Below are 16,628 nucleotides of genomic sequence, written 5' to 3'. Positions count from 1 at the left end.
GTCGCGTACCGGCGGCGTTCCGCGCGGCCGGGGTCGGCGGGCGGTCGCTCAGCCCCGCGTGATCGACGCGGGCCGGACGACCTCGAAGGCGCTGCCGGGGACGGTCTTGAGCTGGTTCAGGTCGCCGTCGTGCCAGCGCGCGTCGGGCGTCCCGGAGAGGTACCAGGGGCTCCCGTTGTCGGCGACGATCATCCCGTAGCGGGCGAGCGCGTCGAGGATGACGCGGGCCTGCCCGTGGTAGCGGGCGCGGTCGAACGACGCCTTCAGCCGCAGGCGCAGCCCCATCGGCGGAAGGCTGCGGTCGGCGCTGCTCGAGGCGAAGTGCCGCGCCGGCGGGACGTACGCCCGCTGCGTGCGCGGGACCGTGAAGCGCAGCGCGTGGTCGATCGCGCCCCGGTCGGCCTCGTCGGCGCGCGCGAGCCCGGGGAGGATCGGCAGCCCCGCCGCGTCCGCCGACGTCCACCCCTTGGGCCGCAGCGTCGACCGCCGCAGGTCGAAGACGGCGCCGCTGTCGGCCGCCCAGCCCGCGCCCTCGCGGTGGGCGTTGTAGAGCTCGTACAGCTTGCACTCCCCCTCGCGGACGACGATGACGTGGCGGTCGCCGGTGGAGGCGTTCCCGCCCTCGACGAGCGCGGCGCGCGGGATCGGGTAGGCGACGTGGTCGGACTCGCTGCCGTACGCGGTGAAGTGCACCGGGCGCGCGGCCTGACCCGCGGGGACGACGGAGAACGGGATGCCGTAGTCGCCCTGCCGCCCGGAGCCGAAGTCGGCGTGGAGCCTGAGGTTCGCGCCGATGGCGGCGACGTACGCTGCGGAGTTCGGGTCGACCTTGGCGTGCGAGATGTCCGTGTTCCACGGGTCCGTCGCCGGGCGGACGGGGCAGGTGCCGACCCTGGGCCGCGCCCGGCGGGCCGCCGCGGTGGCCTTGATGCCGGCGGGCGTGGTCGCCGCGACGGCCGGGGCCGGCGTGGTCGGGGCGGGCGGGGTCGGGGCCGGCGTGGTCGGGGCCGGCGTGGTCGGGGCGCCGGGGGCGCTGCGAGCGTCCGCGGGGGCGGTCGCCTGCGGGTGCGCGTCGGAGGCCTGGCTGCGCGCGAGCACGAACGCCCCGCCGAAGGCGAGAAGCACGACGAGGAGGGCCCACAGCCGGCGCATCGCCCCCGCTTATCGACCTCCCGCACCGCGAACACAAGGCCGGGCGGCCGGGTGCGAACCGTCCGTGGCCGAGGCCCGCCCGCAAACCCGCCGCAGACAGGTGGGCCGTCCATTTCCCCCGATCAGGCCCGGGGGAAATGGGCGGCGTCCGGCCCGCGACCCAGGCCGTCGCCCGGGCCGTCCGTTTCTCCCCACTCCACTCGGGGGAAATGGGCGGCGTCTGGCCCGCGGCCCAGGCCGTCGAAACAGGTGGGCCGTCCATATCCCCCGATCAGGCCCAGGGGAAATGGACGGCGTCCGGCCCGCGGCCCAGGCCGTACCCCGCGGCCCAGGCCGTCCCCCGCCCCCCGCGGCCCACGCCGCCCCCCGCCGCCCGCGGCCCACGCCGCCCCCCGCCGCCCGGGCCGTCCGTTTCTCCCCACTCCACTCAGGGGAAATGGACGGCGTCTGGTGGGCGGGGCGGCCGACGGCCGGCGGGTCTCCGCGGGAACGGCTACCCCAGCACGAACGTCCGCGTCGTCAGCGCGTACCGCTGCGCGGTCACCATCAGCCGATAGGTGCCGGCCGGGACGCTCGTGGGCGGCGACCACGTGAGGTCGTAGGCGCCCTTGTCGGTCACGTGCCAGAGCATGTGGAGGCCGAGGTCCGAGTCGACCGTCCGCCAGCGCCCGCGGACCTGCCGCTGGGCGAGGACGAAGGCCTTGTCGACGGGGCGGTCGCGGCCGAGCGGCGCGCCGGACCAGGTGATGCGCACGTCCCCGCCGCGCGCGACGCTCGCCGGCGGCTGGCCGGTGAGCGACCCGGACGCGGCGCCCGCCGGGTAGGCCGGCCCGTCGGGCTTCACTCCGTAGGAGGGGTCCAGGGCGTAGGCCGGCGTGGCCGGCGCCCCGCTCGCGAGCTGCGTCGCGAGCTCGGTGTACCGCTCCTGCAGGAACGTCGCCTCGCTGCGGCCGAAGAGCGTCGAGGCTCCCTCGTAGGACTGCTCCCCGTACTCCTCGGGCGTGGTGATGTACTGGATGTAGTCGTCCGCCAGGCCGGCGATGACCGCATGGGTGACGCCGCTGCCCGCGAGCGGCGCGAGCACCGCGGCGCGGAGCCGGGTCCCGACCTGCTTCGTCGGCTCGCCGGGCACCGCGACGAGCACGCCGTCCCCGATGCGGACGAGCGAGAGCGGGACGGCGGGCGGCGGGTCGCCGACCGGGATCGCGTACTTGTCCCCCTGGACCGGGTCGACGATGGGGTTCTTGTTGCCCTCGAGCGACACGTGGGTCAGGTCGTAGAGCGGGCCGCGGCCCTCCTCCGAGCCGGTGAGGAAGCCGAGCCCCTCAGCGCCCTTCGACGCGACGTTCCCCGTCGCCGTCGCGCGCCCGCAGAAGCACGAGCGCGTCCAGCGCACGTCCAGGGCGGGCGTCCGGCTCAGCGTGCGGCCCGCGGCCTTCCAGGCGTCGAACATCTTCCCCGCCTCGACCGACCCGACCATCCGCGCCGCGGCGATGCCCACGTGCCTGATGCCCGCGGTCTGGTCGCCCTCGTCGCCGTTGGGGTAGACGTTGACGACCGTCTGGGTACGCGGCACGGCCGGCGACGCCTTGCGGACCTTGTCGACGAACACGCGCCAGGCGGCCGCGTGGTGATCGCCGGAGTAGACCTGGCTCTCGGAGTGCACGACGGTCCCGTGGTCGGCGAAGTTCGAGTACGCGCCGATCGGGACGTGGACCGTCCTCCTGCCTCGCCGCACGAGCTTGTCGACGCGGAGGACGTCGACCTCGGGGTCGATCGTGTCGTCGACGCCGAGCGGGTCCATCGACGCGCTGCCGCTCCCGGTGGCGACGTGGATGCCGTGGTCGGCGAGGTGCGCCTCGATCGAGCGGTTCTGCGTGAGGCCGGTGAGCGTCGTCCTCGCCCACCCGGCGGCGGCCGCGGCGCGGTCCCCGTCGGCGCGGCGGATCGACGCCGCGATCTGCTTCACGAGGAACGTGTAGAGCGTCGGGTCGGCCGGCAGCGGGCTGAAGAACTCCGCGAAGGACGCGGGGTCGCTCACCGTCGCCGGGGACGGCGCGGCGGTGTTGTACGTCGGGTTGTTCGCGAAGCCGCCGGGGCCGGAGTGCGTGTGGGAGGCCGCGAGCAGGACCGTCGTCTTGTCGTAGCCGAGGTCGGACACCGCGCGGGCGACGTCCTCCTGCAGGCCGGCGGGGATCGCGAAGACCTCCGCGGCGACGAGCGCGACCTTCCGCGTCCCCCGCTGGAGCACGAGGGTGTTCGCGTAGAGGCGCGTGGACTGCCCGAGCGCGAGGCGGTCCGCCCGGGTCCAGCCGCCGAGGTAGTAGCCGGTCTGCGGCGGCGTGATGTCCGCCTGGCCGGCCCCGGCGCGCAGGAGCCCCGGGGTCGCGGCCGCGGACGGGGCCGCGGCGACGAGCGTCGCGAGCCCGGCGAGGGCGGTGGCGACGACGGTCCGTGTCGATCTCATGCGCGCAACCATACGTCTAGACTCCCGCCCCTTGCGACGGACGGACGGGACCTGATGCTGCGCACGACGATGGGCCGCAACCGGCAGCTGCTCGTGCCCACGCTGCGCGGGGTCGCCAAGGGGCTGAGGGAGCGGCGCGACGAGTTCCGCCACCACGTCGTCCGCGACGCGTGGACGATCGCCAAGCGCTTCGCCGCCGACGGCGTCGTGAACATCGAGAAGCGCGAGCTGCCGATCGTCATGGACGCGACGGTCGACGGGTACCTCGACGACCACCAGCGGATGCTCATCGCGGCGCTCGCGAAGGGCCTCTCGTACGAGACGTTCTTCGAGATCGGGACCAACCGCGGCCGCACGACGTGGACGGTCGTGCGCAACTGCCCCTCGATGCAGGCCTACACGCTCGACGTCCCGCTGGAGAAGCCGTCGGACGCGGTCGCGCTGACGATGGGCTCCGACGACCACGCCTTCTTCCGCCCCGGCGAGCAGACCGGCGAGGCCTTCCACGGGACCGAGGAGGCGGCGCGCATCACCCAGCTCTGGGGCGACTCGGCGACCTTCGACTTCAGCCCGTACGCGGGCCGCATCGACCTCGTCTACATCGACGGCGCGCACACGTACGAGTACGTCCGCTCCGACACCGCCCGCGCCCTCGAGATGCTCACGTCGCGCGGGATGATCGTCTGGGACGACTACGGCTCGAACCCCGGCGTCTACCAGGTGGTCAACGAGCTCGCCCCGACGCTCGACCGCCCCGTCCACCACGTGTTCGGCACGCGGATGGCCTTCTACTCGCGGGCCGACGTCGTCGTCCGCAAGCCGTTCGACGACCACGCGTCGCTGCCGACGGTGTGAGTGACAGCTCAGCGCCGCTCCGCGCGGGTGAGCTGTCACTCACGGGCAGCTGCGCGGACTACGGCGCCTTCAGCGCGTCCTGGAACGCCGTGAACGCCGGCTTCGGCCGCAGCTGATCGTCGAGCAGCGTCGCGCTCCCGAACCCGGGTGAGCTGTCCGGGATCCACGAGTGGCGATCGGTGAAGCCCCACACGGTGATGGCCTTGCAGCGGGGGACCGAGCGGCAGACGCGGACGATGTCCGCGTAGACCTTCGCCTGCGCGGTGAGCTGCGCGGGCGTGCCGGGGTCCTTCACGCTCACGTCGGCCTCCGTGATCGCGATGTCGACGCCGAGGTCGGCGAAGCGCTTGAGGTTCGCCGCCATCGACGGCGGGACGCCCTTGAGGTTGAAGTGGGCCTGGAAGCCGACCTCGTCGACGAGGCCGCGGCGCTTGAGCTCCTGGACGACCTTGAGGTAGGTGTCGGACTTCGCGTTCACGCCGTCGGCGCCGATCTCGTTGATCGCCAGGCGGGCGCCGGGGTCGGCCTTGCGCGCGGCCGCGAACGCCTCGGCGATGTACGAAGGCCCGAGGGTGTCGAGCCACAGGCCCTTGCGCAGGCCGCTCTGGTCGGCCATCGCCTCGTTTACGACGTCCCACGTGCGGATGCGGCCCTTGTAGCGGCCCATCTCCTTCGCGATGTGGGCGGTCATGAGCCTGCGCAGCGTCGGCGCGTCGAAGCCGCCGGAGCTGAGCCAGCCCGGCAGCTGCGAGTACCAGACGAGCGTGTGGCCGCGGACCTTCAGCCCGTGTTGCTGCGCGAAGTCGACGGCGCGGTCGGCGCCGCCCCACTGCAGCTTGCCGCGCTTGGGCTCGACCGCGTCCCACTTCATCGCGTTCTCGGGGGTCAGCGCGGCGAACTGGGAGCCGAGGTCGTGGCGGTAGCCGGGCTCGTTCCTCAGCCCGGTGTCGTCGGCGGCGGAGCCGAGCAGGATCCCGCGGGCGGCGGCGAGCCGGCGGAGCGACTCCCCCGGCAGCGGCTTCGCGTCCGGGCCCTTGAGCGAGTCGTGGTGGGCGGCGATCGCGCCGAGCGTCACGAGGACGAGGAGGACCACCGGCAGGGCGACGTACCAGCGGCGCAGCCGGCGGAGCATGCGGGCGGGGCGCTAGTACGAGCCCCGGCGGGTGAACACCGCGGGGATCGTCTTCACGAGGATCGTCAGGTCGAGGAAGACCGACCAGCGCTCGAGGTAGAGGAAGTCCAGGCGCACGAGATCGTCGAAGTCGAGGTCGCTGCGGCCGGAGACCTGCCACAGGCCGGTGATCCCCGGCAGCACGAGATAGCGCTTCTTGTGCCACTCCTCGAGGTGCTCGAAGTCGCGCTGCGGCAGCGGGCGCGGCCCGACGAGCGACATCTCGCCCCTGAGGACGTTGAGCAGCTGCGGCAGCTCGTCGAGCGAGAAGCGCCGCAGGACCCGGCCGACCGGCGTCATCCGCGGGTCGTCCTTGATCTTGAAGAGCGCGCCCGTCGCCTCGTTGAGCGACTCGAGGTCCATCTGCTGCTGGTCGGCGTCGCGGTACATCGTGCGGAACTTCAGGCATGCGAACGGGACGCCGCCGATGCCGGGGCGGATCGAGCGGTAGACGATCGGCCCGCGCGAGGTCAGGCGGATGAGCAGCGCGCTGACCGCGAGCACGGGGCTGAGGACGAGCAGCAGCAGCGACGCGACCGTGACGTCGAAGATCCGCTTGACGGCGAAGTCGATGCCGTCGAAGACCGGCGGCTTGAGCTCGAACAGCGGGACCGTCTGCCCGGGGACGAACTCCGCCCGGTGGATGAGGATCTCCATCGTCGACGGCGCGACGCGGACGCGGACGCCGCGCTGGTGGCACTGGGCGACGAGGTCGACCGCCTCGCGCTGGGGGAAGTCCGGGTCCGCGATGATCACCTCGTCGAGGCGGTGCGCGGCGATGATGTCGTCGAGGTCCTCGAGCCGGCCGAGCGAGCGCAGGCCGTTGTCCGGCCGGGGGACGAGCGAGATGAAGCCGACGACGGAGATCGCCGGGTGCGGCCCGTCCTGCAGCGCGTGGCCGACCGCCTCGATGTGCTTGCCGGTGCCGACGATGACCGCGCGGCGCTGGTAGCCGGCGGCGCGCAGCGCGGCGCCCGTCACCCGCTCGTAGACGTAGCGCGCGCCGGATACGTACGCGACGGCGAAGAAGAGCGTCCCGTAGAAGATGTAGTAGCTCGAGAAGTGCTCGCCCTGGACGAGCGCGAAGATGACCGTCACGACCATCGTCTGGAAGAGCGAGCCGACGATGCGCGTGAGGCCGGGGCGGGCGGCGCGCTCGGCGTAGAGGCCGCTGCGGGCGAAGAGGAGCGCGGCGACGAGATAGGCGAAGGCGACCGAATGGCGCGCCTCGCCGAGCGACCGCGGGAAGTTCCAGTGGTCGCGCAGGTACGCCTTGAGGACGAGGGCGGTGAGGATCGCCCCGAAGATCGCGACGAAGTCGACCGTGAGCAGCGAGCCGATGCGCGCGAACCGCCGCGCGGTGTCGAGCCGCAGGAGGAAGCCGAGGGCCGGCGGACGGCGTGCGCGCATGTCGCGCTGACTGAGCACGCGATCCATCGCCGAGTCCAGGGGCGGAACGCTCATCCCGTCCTCGGACTGCGTCGGCTGGCCCTCCCGTGTCTGGCCCCGCGTCGGCATTCCTTGCACCTAACGAACCAGCCTGCCAGATGTCTGTGGTTTTGTCATCGAAATGCGCACGCGGACGGCGAAGCGGCCGGAGACGGCCGCCGACCCGCGGGTTTACCCGCCCGTCCTCCGCTGAACCCTAGCGGGCGCGGCCGATGAGACCGTCGCGGCCGGCGCCGTCGAGGGTCTTCTGGAGGCCCTCGCGGAGGCTCACCTGGGGCGTCCAGTCGAGCCACTCCTTCGCCCGGGAGATGTCCGGGCGGCGCTGCTGCGGGTCGTCGGTCGGCAGCAGCTCGAAGATGATCTCGCTCTTGGAGCCGGTGACGTCGATGACCGCGTTGGCGAGCTCGAGGAGCGTGAACTCGTCCGGGTTGCCGATGTTGCAGGGCTCGTGACGGCCCGACTCGGCCAGGGCGATCATGCCCCGGATGAGGTCGTCGACGTAGCAGAAGGAGCGCGTCTGGCTGCCGTCGCCGAAGACGGTGATCGGCTGGTCCTGCAGCGCCTGGCGCATGAACGTCGGGATCGCGCGGCCGTCGAACGGGCGCATCCGCGGGCCGTACGTGTTGAAGATCCGGATCATCGACGTGTCCACGCCCTGCTGGTTGTGGTACGCCATCGTCAGGGCCTCGGCGTAGCGCTTGGCCTCGTCGTAGACGCCGCGCGGGCCGATCGGGTTCACGTGGCCCCAGTAGTCCTCAGACTGCGGGTGGACCTTCGGGTCGCCGTAGACCTCGGAGGTCGAGGCGGTGAGGAAGCGGGCGCGGTGCTTCTTCGCGAGGCCGAGCGCGTGGTGCGTGCCGTAGGAGCCGACCTTGAGCGTGTGGAGCGGAAGCCGCAGGTAGTCGATCGGCGAGGCCGGCGACGCGAGGTGGTAGACGAAGTCGACCTGCTCCTCGACGAAGAACGGCTCGACGATGTCGAGCTGGAGGAAGGCGAACTCGGGCACGCGGATGTGCTCGATGTTCTTCAGCGAGCCCGTCTCGAGGTTGTCCACGCAGATGACGCGGTGGCCACGGCGGAGCAGCTCGTCGCAGAGGTGCGACCCGAGGAACCCCGCGCCGCCGGTGACCAGACAGGTAGGCATGGGGCGGCAGGTTACGGGCTTTGCGTGCGACGGCGGATCGCGGCCCGCAGCGCTGCCAGCGCCGGTTTGGGGACGACCGTCGTCCCCCGCATGCGGTTCAGCCCGGCGAAGAACTCCCAGCCCTGGGCGGGGCCGGCCTGCGGCGAGAGCCACGTGTACCAGTAGGCGGCGGTGAGCCGGAGGTCGCGCCGGTGCCGGGCGATCGCGGTGAAGACCTGCGTCAGGCGGGTCGCCTGGCCGCGCTCGGTCGTGTCCCACGTGATGCCCTTGCGGCCGCCGCCGCCCGAGGACCACGAGAGCTCGGTGAGGGCGATCGGGGTCCGGGCGGCGCCGTAGCGGCGGGTGGCCGCGCGCACGCGCTTGAGCGTCTCGATGACCCGCGCGGCGGTCCCCGTGTACGGATGTACGGCGATGACGTCGAAGGAGCCCTTGGCGCCCGCGGCGTAGAGCTGCGCGATCGCCTCCCACGACGGCGAGCCGTAGCCGTTCGTGATGCCGGCGGTGTAGACCTTCGCGCCCGGGTCGGCCTGGTGGACGGCGGCCCCGCCGGCCTTCAGGAGGGCGGTGTAGCTCCTGGCGAACGGCTGGATCGACCAGAAGCGCGGGAGGTTCGGCTCGTTCCACAGCTGCCAGCGGCGGATCGCGTGCTTCGGGACCCGGGGGTGGCTCGTCCAGAACGAGCCGCGCGGGCCGTAGCGGGCGATGAGGGTCCGGAGGAAGCCCGCGTAGTCCTCGGGGTGGACCGGCGGCTGCGCGTAGGGGTCGCCGCCGGCGCTCGTGTCCGCCGCCCAGGCGGGGCTGTGGAGGACGACCGGCAGGACGGTGAGGCCCTTGGCCGCGGTCGCGCCGACGAGGGCGTCGAGCCTCGTCAGGTCGGGGGCCGTGCCGCCGACCGGCTGGGCGGCCGCCCAGTCGAAGACGGCGCGGACGTTCGGGATGCCCGTGGCGTGGATGCGGCCGAGCTGGGCGCTCAGGTCGACGTGCGGGTCGTCGAGGAGGGGGCCGTCGGCGTTCATGCCGACGAAGCCCTTGGGCAGGGCCGGCGTTCTGGCGGCGCTGCTCGCGGCGGGGACCACGGCACCTCCGAGGGCGAGCACCGCGGCGGTCAGCAGCTTCACGAGTCCGGTCCGTCGCATCGGAGGACCGTAACCCGGCCACGTGCTGGTCAGAGCGGTGCCCGTAGGCTCGTGCACGCATGCCGGCCCGCCGCCCTGTCCTCGCGCTCACGGCCCTCGCCCTCGTCCTGCGCGTCGCGACGATCGACGTGCAGAGCTACTGGTCGGACGAGGCCGCGACCGTCCTCGTCCTGCGCCACTCGTTCTCCGGGATGCTCCACGCGGTCTGGAACGGGGAGTCGACCCCGCCGCTCTTCTACGTCGTGGACTGGCTGTGGTCGCGGCTCGCGGGGACCGGGGGCATCGCACTGCGGCTGCCGAGCGCGATCTTCGGGACGGCGGCGGTGCCGGTCGTGGCGGCACTGGCGGCGCGGGTCGCGGGGCCTCCGCGGGCCGGCCGCGCCGCCGTCTTCGGGGCCGCACTGGCCGCCGTCAGCCCCCTGACGGTCTGGTACGGGCAGGAGGCGCGGGCGTACGCGCTGCTCATGCTGCTGGCGGCTGGGTCGACGCTAGCGCTCCTGCGGATGCTGGACGCGCCGTCGCGGGGGCGGCTCGCGGCCTGGGCGGCGCTCGCGGTCGCCGCGTGCTGGGCGCACCACTTCGCGCTGTTCCTCGTCGTCGGGCAGGGCCTGTGGGCGCTGTGGGTCCTGCGCGGGCGCGCGCTGCCGGCGGTCGGGGTCGTCGCGGCGGGGGCGGCGGCGCTCGCGCCGCTGCTGCTGCACCAGCGCGACGCCGGGCGCGCGACGTTCATCGCGGACGTCCCCCTGTCCACCCGCCTCTTCCAGATCCCCAAGCAGGTCCTCGTCGGCTACGACGCGCCGGCCGAGCTGCCGCTGACGCTCCTCGGGGTGTCGGCGGTGCTCGTGGCGCTGGCGGGGTTGGTGGAGCTGGTGACGGTCGCACGGCGGAGGGTGGAGGCGCCCGCGGGATCGCGACCCGGGGAGGCCGTCCATTTCCCCCGACCAGGATCGGGAGAAATGGACGGCCTTCAGTGGTCCGGACGGGATGACGGGTCGGTGTCGCCGCCCGAGCCCGCCGTCGTCGTCCTGAGCGTCACCGCCGTCGGCTTCGCGCTCCCGTGCCTCGCCGCGCTCGTCGGGCAGGACTTCCTGCTCACCCGCAACCTGCTCGGGCTTCTGCCGCTCGCGCTCGCGCTCGTCGCGGCGGGCGCGGCAGCGGGCGCGGCGGGGCGTGACCGCCCAGGCCGACTGAGCCCGCCGGGGCGGTCCCACCTCACCGCCGGCCTGGCGGCGATCGGCGTCCTGACCGCCACCGGCGTCACCTGCGCGGTCGCCGTCGCCGTCCACCCCGGCTACCAGCGGGACGACTTCCGCGCCGCCGTCCACGCCGCGCTCGCCGGGCCGCCGCTGCCGCGCCTCGTCGTCACCGACGCGGCGGGCCGCCTCCCGGCCTCCCTCTACCTCGGACGCGGCACGACCGTCGTCGTCCCCGGCCAGACGACGTCGGTCCGCGAGATCGACGTCGTCCGCGTCGCGGGGGCCGAGCCGGGCCGCGCGCGGTCGACCCCGGCCCTCCCCGACGGCGTCGTCCCCGCGGGCTTCGTCCTCGTCGCCGACCACCACGGGGAGACGTGGCGCACCCGGCGCTTCGTCGCCCCGATCGACGTCGCGGTCGACCCCGGCGCGCTCGGGATCCTCGACCCGGGCCACGCGCCGATCGTCCTCGCCCGCCCGCGCTGAGCGCCCGCCCGGGCTTGTACGCTGCCTGACCAGGCCTGCCGCCCCCCGGCGGCCGTCGGTCCACCCGGCCGTCGCTGCACCGCCCGAACGCCGCGCATCTCCGAAAGGTCCCTTCATGCCCGCCGCCGCATTCACCTCCCGCCTCAACGAGCAGATCGCGAACGAGTTCGCGGCGAGCCAGCAGTACATCGCGGTCGCGGTGCACTACGACAACGAGACGCTGCCGCGCCTCGCGTCCTTCTTCTACGCGCAGGCGCTCGAGGAGCGCAACCACGCGCTCATGATGGTCCGGTACCTCATGGACGCCGACGAGGAGGCCGTCATCCCCGCCGTCGCCGCGCCGAAGACGTCGTTCAAGGACATCGTGGAGCCGGTGGCCCTCGCGCTCGAGCAGGAGAAGCGCGTCACGCAGCAGATCGGCGAGCTCGCCGGGATCGCCCGCGACGAGCGCGACTACGCCTCCGAGCAGTTCATGCAGTGGTTCCTCAAGGAGCAGGTCGAGGAGGTCAGCTCGATGAAGGACCTCCTGACCGTTGTCAAGCGGTCGGCCGAGAACCCGATGCTCGCCGAGGAGCACCTCGCCCGCGAGGCCGGTGGCGGCGGGGGCGAGGACCCGACCGCGCCCCCGGTCGCCGGCGGCGCCGTCTAGCCGCACCGCGACCGGCGCAACCCCGGACGACCGACCGCGCGCCGATGCCCGCCCCGTGGCCGACGCCGCTCGCCGGGACCCTCGAGGGTCGTCACACCCGCCTGGAGCCGCTCGCGGAGACGCACCGCGCGGCGCTGTTCGCCGCGTCCCGCCACCCGGAGATCTGGCGCTGGATGCGGGACTACCCGTCCTCGCAGGCCGCGTTCGACGGCTGGTACGACGAGGCGCTGCGCGCGTCTGCCGCGGGTGAGGAGTGCGCGTTCGCGACCGTGGACCGGGCGACCGGTGTGGCGGTCGGCTCGACGCGCTTCCTCGCGCTGCGGCCCGACGACCTCGGCGTCGAGATCGGCTGGACCTGGCTCACGCCCGGCTGCTGGCGCAGCGGCATCAACGTCGAGGCGAAGCTCCTCATGCTCACCCACGCGTTCGAGACCCTCGGCTGCATCCGCGTCGAGCTGAAGACGCACGCGGAGAACCAGCGCTCGCGCCGCGCGATGGAGGCGATGGGGGCGTGGTTCGAGGGCGTCCACCGCAACCACCGGATCGTCCCCGGCGTCGGCATCCGCGACACCGCCTGGTTCTCGATCATCGACGGCGAGTGGCCGGACGTGCGGCGGCGCTTCGAGGCCCGCCTCGCCGCCCACAACTGACGCCGAGACCCGACAAGAGCCCAACGGGGGGTCGAAGAACGGGATTCGGCGCGTCAGCCGGTGACCGGCGGTTCCCCCGCGACCCACTCGCCCTCCTCGGCCTTCCAGATCGGGGCGCGGGCCTTGAGCTCGTCGATGAGCTCGCGGGCGGCGGCGAAGGCCTCGGGGCGGTGGCCGGAGCTCGTCGCGACGACGACGGACGGCTCGCCGAGCGGGACGCGCCCGACCCGGTGCTCGACCGCGGCGCCGGTCAGCCCGTGCGTCTCGATCGCGGCGTCGACGAGCTCCTGGAGCATCGGCGTCGCCATCTCGACGTAGCACTCGTAGTCGAGCCAGGCGATCTCGCGGGTGACCCCGGAGAAGGTGACGACGGCGCCCGCCAGCGGGGACTCGACCATCCGCGCGAGCACGTCGAGCGACAGCGGCTCGTCGGTGATGCGGACGTGACGGACCATCCCGGCGCCCGGCGAGCCCCCGCTCACGGGCGGGATGAGCGCGAGCTCGTCCCCCGCGGAGAGGACGGCGGTCCCGTCCGCGTACTCGCGGTTGACGGCCATGACGCACGGCACGCCGGCGGTGATGTCCGCGAGCGCGGCGAGCGCGTCGTCGACCCGCGCACCGTCGGGCAGCTCGAGCGGCACGGCGTCCCTCCCTGCACGCTGGCGAAGCACGGCGAACAGGCGGACGGTGACCTCCATGCCGGGCAATCTACGCGCCTGCGAAGGCCGGCGACCCGACGACCGGCGGGTCGGGGGCACCGCGTATGGCGCGGCGTCGTACGATTCCGGCCATGTCCACCACGCCTGAGTCCGGGGAACGCCTCACCGTCGCGCCGATCGTCGGCAAGGAGGACCCGCGCCGGTTCACCGACTCGGGCATCGAGATCAAGCCGCTGTACACCGAGGAGGACCTCCCGGAGGACCTGCGCCTCGGCGAGCCTGGCGAGTTCCCGTACACCCGCGGGCCGCACCGCGACATGTACCGCAAGCAGACGTGGACCATGCGCCAGTACGCGGGCTACGCGAGCGCGAAGGAGTCCAACGAGCGCTACCGCTACCTCCTCTCGAAGGGCTCGACCGGCCTGTCGATGGCCTTCGACCTGCCGACGCAGCTCGGGCTCGACTCCGACAACGCGCTCTGCGAGGGCGAGGTCGGCCGCACCGGCGTCGCCATCGACACGATCGACGACATGCGCACGGCGTTCGACCAGATCCCGCTGGACCAGGTCTCCACGTCGATGACGATCAACGCGCCCGCGGCCGTCCTCCTCTGCCTCTACGAGCTCGTCGGCGAGGAGCAGGGGGTCCCGTCCGACCAGCTCCGCGGCACGACGCAGAACGACGTGCTCAAGGAGTACATCGCGCGCGGCAACTACATCTACCCGCCCGAGCCGACGATGCGGCTGACGACGGACCTGTTCGCCTACTGCAAGGAGAACATCCCGCGCTGGAACACCGTCTCGATCTCCGGGTACCACTTCCGCGAGAAGGGCGCCAGCGCCGTGCAGGAGGTCGCCTTCACGCTCTCCTCCGGCATCGCCTACGTGCAGGCGGCGGTGGACGCCGGCCTCGCGGTCGACGACTTCGCCCCGCGCCTGGCCTTCTTCTTCAACGGCCACAACAACGTCTTCCAGGAGGTCGCGAAGTTCCGTGCGGCCCGCCGCATGTGGGCGACGATCATGTCCGAGCGCTTCGGCGCGAAGAACCCGAAGTCGCTCATGCTGCGCTTCCACACGCAGACCGGCGGCGTGACGCTCACCGCGCAGCAGCCGATGAACAACATCGTCCGCGTGGCGCTCCAGGGCTTCGCGGCGGTCTGCGGCGGCACGCAGTCGCTGCACACGAACGGCTACGACGAGGCGCTCGCCCTCCCGAGCGAGGAGGCCGCGAAGATCGCCCTGCGCACGCAGCAGATCATCGCCTCCGAGTCCGGCGCGACGATGACGGTCGACCCCTTCGCGGGCTCCTACTTCGTCGAGTCGCTGACGGACGAGATCGAGTCGCGCGCCTACGAGCTCATCGCGAAGGTCGACGAGCTCGGCGGGTCGGTCAACGCGATCGAGTTCATCACCGGCGAGATCGACGAGTCGGCCTGGGGCTACCAGGAGCGCTACCGGATCGAGCAGGACATGGTCGTCGGCGTCAACTCGTTCGTCGAGGACCCGATCGAGGTCCCCGGCCTGCTCCGCGTCGACCCCGCCTCCGAGGGTCTGCAGCTCGAGCGCCTGAAGAAGTTCAAGGCCGACCGCGACCACGCGCTCGTGGAGCAGCGCCTCGAGGAGCTGCGCGGCGCGGCCCGCGGCACCGACAACCTCCTGCCCTTCATCAAGCAGGCGCTGAAGGACAAGGCGTCGATGGGCGAGGTCTGCCAGGCGATGAAGGACGTCTTCGGCAAGTACGCGCCGACGTTCTGAGCGCCGGCTCCCCCGAGCCGCGCCTGACGGCCGGCGGCGGGCGGGATCGGCCGGATCGCGGGGTAGGGTGCCGCCCATGTACCTCGCGATCTACTTCTACGACGTCGTCGTCGCCGTCCACGTGGCGGCGATCGTCGTCGCGTTCGGGGTGACGTTCGCCTACCCGCTCATCGACGCGCAGGTGCGGCGGCTCTCCCCGCGCTCGCTGCCCGCCTGGCACGAGATCGTCGCGACGGTCAACGCGAAGCTCACGACGCCGGCGATGGCCGTCGCCCTCTTCGCCGGCATCTACGCCGCCCAGGACCGTCACCTCATGGGGAAGTCGTGGGTCGCCGTGCCGTTCGCGATCATCTTCATCCTCTTCGGGCTTGTCGGGGCCTTCTTCACGCCGCAGAGCCGCAAGCTCGCCACCCTTGCGGCGGCGGACGTCGCGGCCGCGCCGGGCGACGGCCCGGTGACCTTCGGCGCCGCGTACGAGGCCGCCTACAAGCGGGTCGCCGTCGTCGGGACGGTCGCCGGCCTGATGGTCCTCCTCGCGATCTTCTTCATGGTCACGAAGCCCGGCGGCTACTGAGGGCGGTCAGCCGCGCAGGCTCCCGAGGGCGGCGCGGGCCGCCCGGAGGCCGAGGCCGGGCGCGTCCGCGGCCGCCGCGCGCGCGAACGGAGCGGGGGCATCGCGGCCACGAGGCGGGCCTCGTCGAGCGGCGTGCTCGCGTCGTTCATGAACCGCGCGAGCACGGCCGGAGGCGTCCCCCGCAGAAGCGCGGCCATCGTCGCCGCGAACGCCCGGGGGTCCTCGCGGAGCACGCGCAGGAAGATCCGGTCCATGAGCTCGAGCCGGACCGGATGCGTTGTCGCGGGGACCGGCGTCCCGTCGACGATCGCGCGGGCGACCGCGTCGACCTGCCGCTGGATGCGCGCGAAGGCGTAACCCGAGGAGGGTCGCGCCGCGCCTCCGGCCAGGCCGACGGCGCCCAGGCGCGGCCCGAGGCGGACGGGCCTTGCCGCGAGCGACATCGGGATCGCGCCGCGCTCCTCGTGGAGGACCTCGGCGGCGAGCGCGCCGTGATGGCGGCGGAGGTGGGCTGCGATCGCGCGCCGCCGCTCGGCGGGCGGACGGGGGCGCGTGCCGATCGACGTGTCCTCGACGAGCGCCCGGTCGGGGGCGAAGGGCAGGACGTAGACGAAGCGCACCTCGCCGCCCGCCGCGATCCGGAAGTCCATGAGCGTGGCGACGCCCGGGTCGAAGACGGCGCGGGTCGTCCGGACCTCCTGGCCGAGGAAGCGCTGCACGAGGCCGTCCGGGTCGGAGGGCCGCCGGGCGCGCAGCGGGCCCGCGCCGCCGAGCGCGTCGTGGACGTGGGCGGCGCGGAGGCGCCCGCGGTCCGTCGTCACCGTGACGTGCTCCGGGCCCTCCTCCACGCCGGTGACGCGGGTGGAGAGGCGGACGTCGACGCCCCCGGCGCCGCGCAGGCGCTCGAGCGCGGCGGCGTAGACGTCGTCCGCGCGCAGGTGCAGATACGGCGTGTCCGCACCCTCGTGGCGCGTGACCGCCCCGTCGGGCCCGATGACCTGCCAGGCGGGCCAGCGGTGCGTCGCGAGCTCGGCGAAGCGGATCCCGGGCGTGTCCCAGAAGCACCAGGTGCGGTCGCGGTCGTGGGCAGGGCGGCGGTCGAGGAGGACGATCGGCGCCCGGAGCCCGTGCTCGCGCAGGGCGAGCGCGAGGGAGAGGCCGGCGCAGCCGGCGCCGAGGATGACGTGGGGGTCGGGGTCGCTCACGAAGGGTTCTCCCGGGTACGGCGGCCCATCCCTTGCAGGTTGACGGAACCGCGCCACGCGAGGGAGGAGTCCAGGCCGTCAGGG

14 protein-coding genes are annotated in these 16,628 nt (G+C 73.4%); 6 read left to right on the top strand and 8 right to left on the bottom strand.

What is annotated here, in order from left to right:
- Positions 1 to 48: 48 nt before the first annotated feature.
- Positions 49 to 1,152, bottom strand: a complete 1,104-nt coding sequence (locus NBH00_RS02090) for a hypothetical protein (RefSeq protein WP_254571701.1) — start codon at positions 1,150 to 1,152, stop codon at positions 49 to 51.
- Positions 1,153 to 1,645: 493 nt separating this feature from the next.
- Entirely contained in the window at positions 1,646 to 3,619 is a 1,974-nt protein-coding gene (locus NBH00_RS02085; protein ID WP_254571700.1) for a neutral/alkaline non-lysosomal ceramidase N-terminal domain-containing protein, read from the bottom strand.
- 54 nt (positions 3,620 to 3,673) lie between these two features.
- Between NBH00_RS02085 and NBH00_RS02080 the strand changes: the two genes are divergently transcribed.
- Positions 3,674 to 4,474, top strand: coding sequence for a class I SAM-dependent methyltransferase (locus NBH00_RS02080; RefSeq protein WP_254571699.1), 801 nt, complete (start codon positions 3,674 to 3,676; stop codon positions 4,472 to 4,474).
- 58 nt (positions 4,475 to 4,532) lie between these two features.
- Here NBH00_RS02080 and NBH00_RS02075 read toward each other — a convergent pair whose 3' ends face one another.
- From NBH00_RS02075 to NBH00_RS02060, 4 genes are all read right to left on the bottom strand, one after another.
- Positions 4,533 to 5,606, bottom strand: a complete 1,074-nt coding sequence (locus tag NBH00_RS02075) for an endo-1,4-beta-xylanase (protein WP_254571698.1) — start codon at positions 5,604 to 5,606, stop codon at positions 4,533 to 4,535.
- A 12-nt stretch (positions 5,607 to 5,618) separates the two neighbouring features.
- On the bottom strand, positions 5,619 to 7,109 hold the full coding sequence (locus NBH00_RS02070; protein ID WP_254571697.1) for a sugar transferase: 1,491 nt from the start codon (positions 7,107 to 7,109) through the stop codon (positions 5,619 to 5,621).
- A 181-nt stretch (positions 7,110 to 7,290) separates the two neighbouring features.
- Positions 7,291 to 8,238, bottom strand: a complete 948-nt coding sequence (locus NBH00_RS02065) for a UDP-glucuronic acid decarboxylase family protein (protein WP_254571696.1) — start codon at positions 8,236 to 8,238, stop codon at positions 7,291 to 7,293.
- 11 nt (positions 8,239 to 8,249) lie between these two features.
- Positions 8,250 to 9,374, bottom strand: a complete 1,125-nt coding sequence (locus NBH00_RS02060) for a glycoside hydrolase 5 family protein (RefSeq protein ID WP_254571695.1) — start codon at positions 9,372 to 9,374, stop codon at positions 8,250 to 8,252.
- Between the two features lie 59 nt (positions 9,375 to 9,433).
- On the opposite strand from NBH00_RS02060, the gene NBH00_RS02055 reads away from it, so the two are divergent.
- The 3 genes from NBH00_RS02055 (at position 9,434) to NBH00_RS02045 (ending at position 12,352) form a co-directional block, all read left to right on the top strand.
- Entirely contained in the window at positions 9,434 to 11,053 is a 1,620-nt protein-coding gene (locus NBH00_RS02055) for a glycosyltransferase family 39 protein (RefSeq protein ID WP_254571694.1), read from the top strand.
- Positions 11,054 to 11,168: 115 nt separating this feature from the next.
- A complete protein-coding gene (locus tag NBH00_RS02050; RefSeq protein ID WP_254571693.1) occupies positions 11,169 to 11,702 on the top strand; it encodes a ferritin in 534 nt (177 codons plus the stop codon).
- A gap of 44 nt (positions 11,703 to 11,746) precedes the next feature.
- Entirely contained in the window at positions 11,747 to 12,352 is a 606-nt protein-coding gene (locus NBH00_RS02045) for a GNAT family N-acetyltransferase (RefSeq protein WP_254571692.1), read from the top strand.
- 53 nt (positions 12,353 to 12,405) lie between these two features.
- On the opposite strand, the gene NBH00_RS02040 is transcribed toward NBH00_RS02045, so the two are convergent.
- The gene (locus NBH00_RS02040; RefSeq protein WP_254571691.1) at positions 12,406 to 13,050 is read right to left on the bottom strand and encodes a molybdenum cofactor biosynthesis protein; all 645 of its coding nucleotides are present in this window, start codon (positions 13,048 to 13,050) and stop codon (positions 12,406 to 12,408) included.
- A 92-nt stretch (positions 13,051 to 13,142) separates the two neighbouring features.
- Between NBH00_RS02040 and NBH00_RS02035 the strand changes: the two genes are divergently transcribed.
- Positions 13,143 to 14,765 carry an acyl-CoA mutase large subunit family protein gene (locus NBH00_RS02035; RefSeq protein ID WP_254571690.1) on the top strand — a complete coding sequence of 541 codons (1,623 nt, stop codon included), beginning with the start codon at positions 13,143 to 13,145 and terminating at the stop codon, positions 14,763 to 14,765.
- Positions 14,766 to 14,841: 76 nt separating this feature from the next.
- Positions 14,842 to 15,339: a hypothetical protein gene (locus NBH00_RS02030; RefSeq protein ID WP_254571689.1), complete on the top strand. Its 498-nt coding sequence runs from the start codon at positions 14,842 to 14,844 to the stop codon at positions 15,337 to 15,339.
- On the opposite strand, the gene NBH00_RS02025 is transcribed toward NBH00_RS02030, so the two are convergent.
- Positions 15,333 to 16,544, bottom strand: a complete 1,212-nt coding sequence (locus NBH00_RS02025) for a lycopene cyclase family protein (protein ID WP_254571688.1) — start codon at positions 16,542 to 16,544, stop codon at positions 15,333 to 15,335. The two genes, NBH00_RS02030 and NBH00_RS02025, sit on opposite strands and share 7 nt — an antisense overlap.
- Between the last annotated feature and the right edge of the window lie 84 nt (positions 16,545 to 16,628).

The sequence above is a fragment of the Paraconexibacter antarcticus genome (genome assembly GCF_024220175.1).
GTDB lineage: Bacteria > Actinomycetota > Thermoleophilia > Solirubrobacterales > Solirubrobacteraceae > Paraconexibacter > Paraconexibacter antarcticus.
Note: the sequence above shows the minus strand (reverse complement) of the source record. Positions and strands in the feature narration are given on the sequence as shown.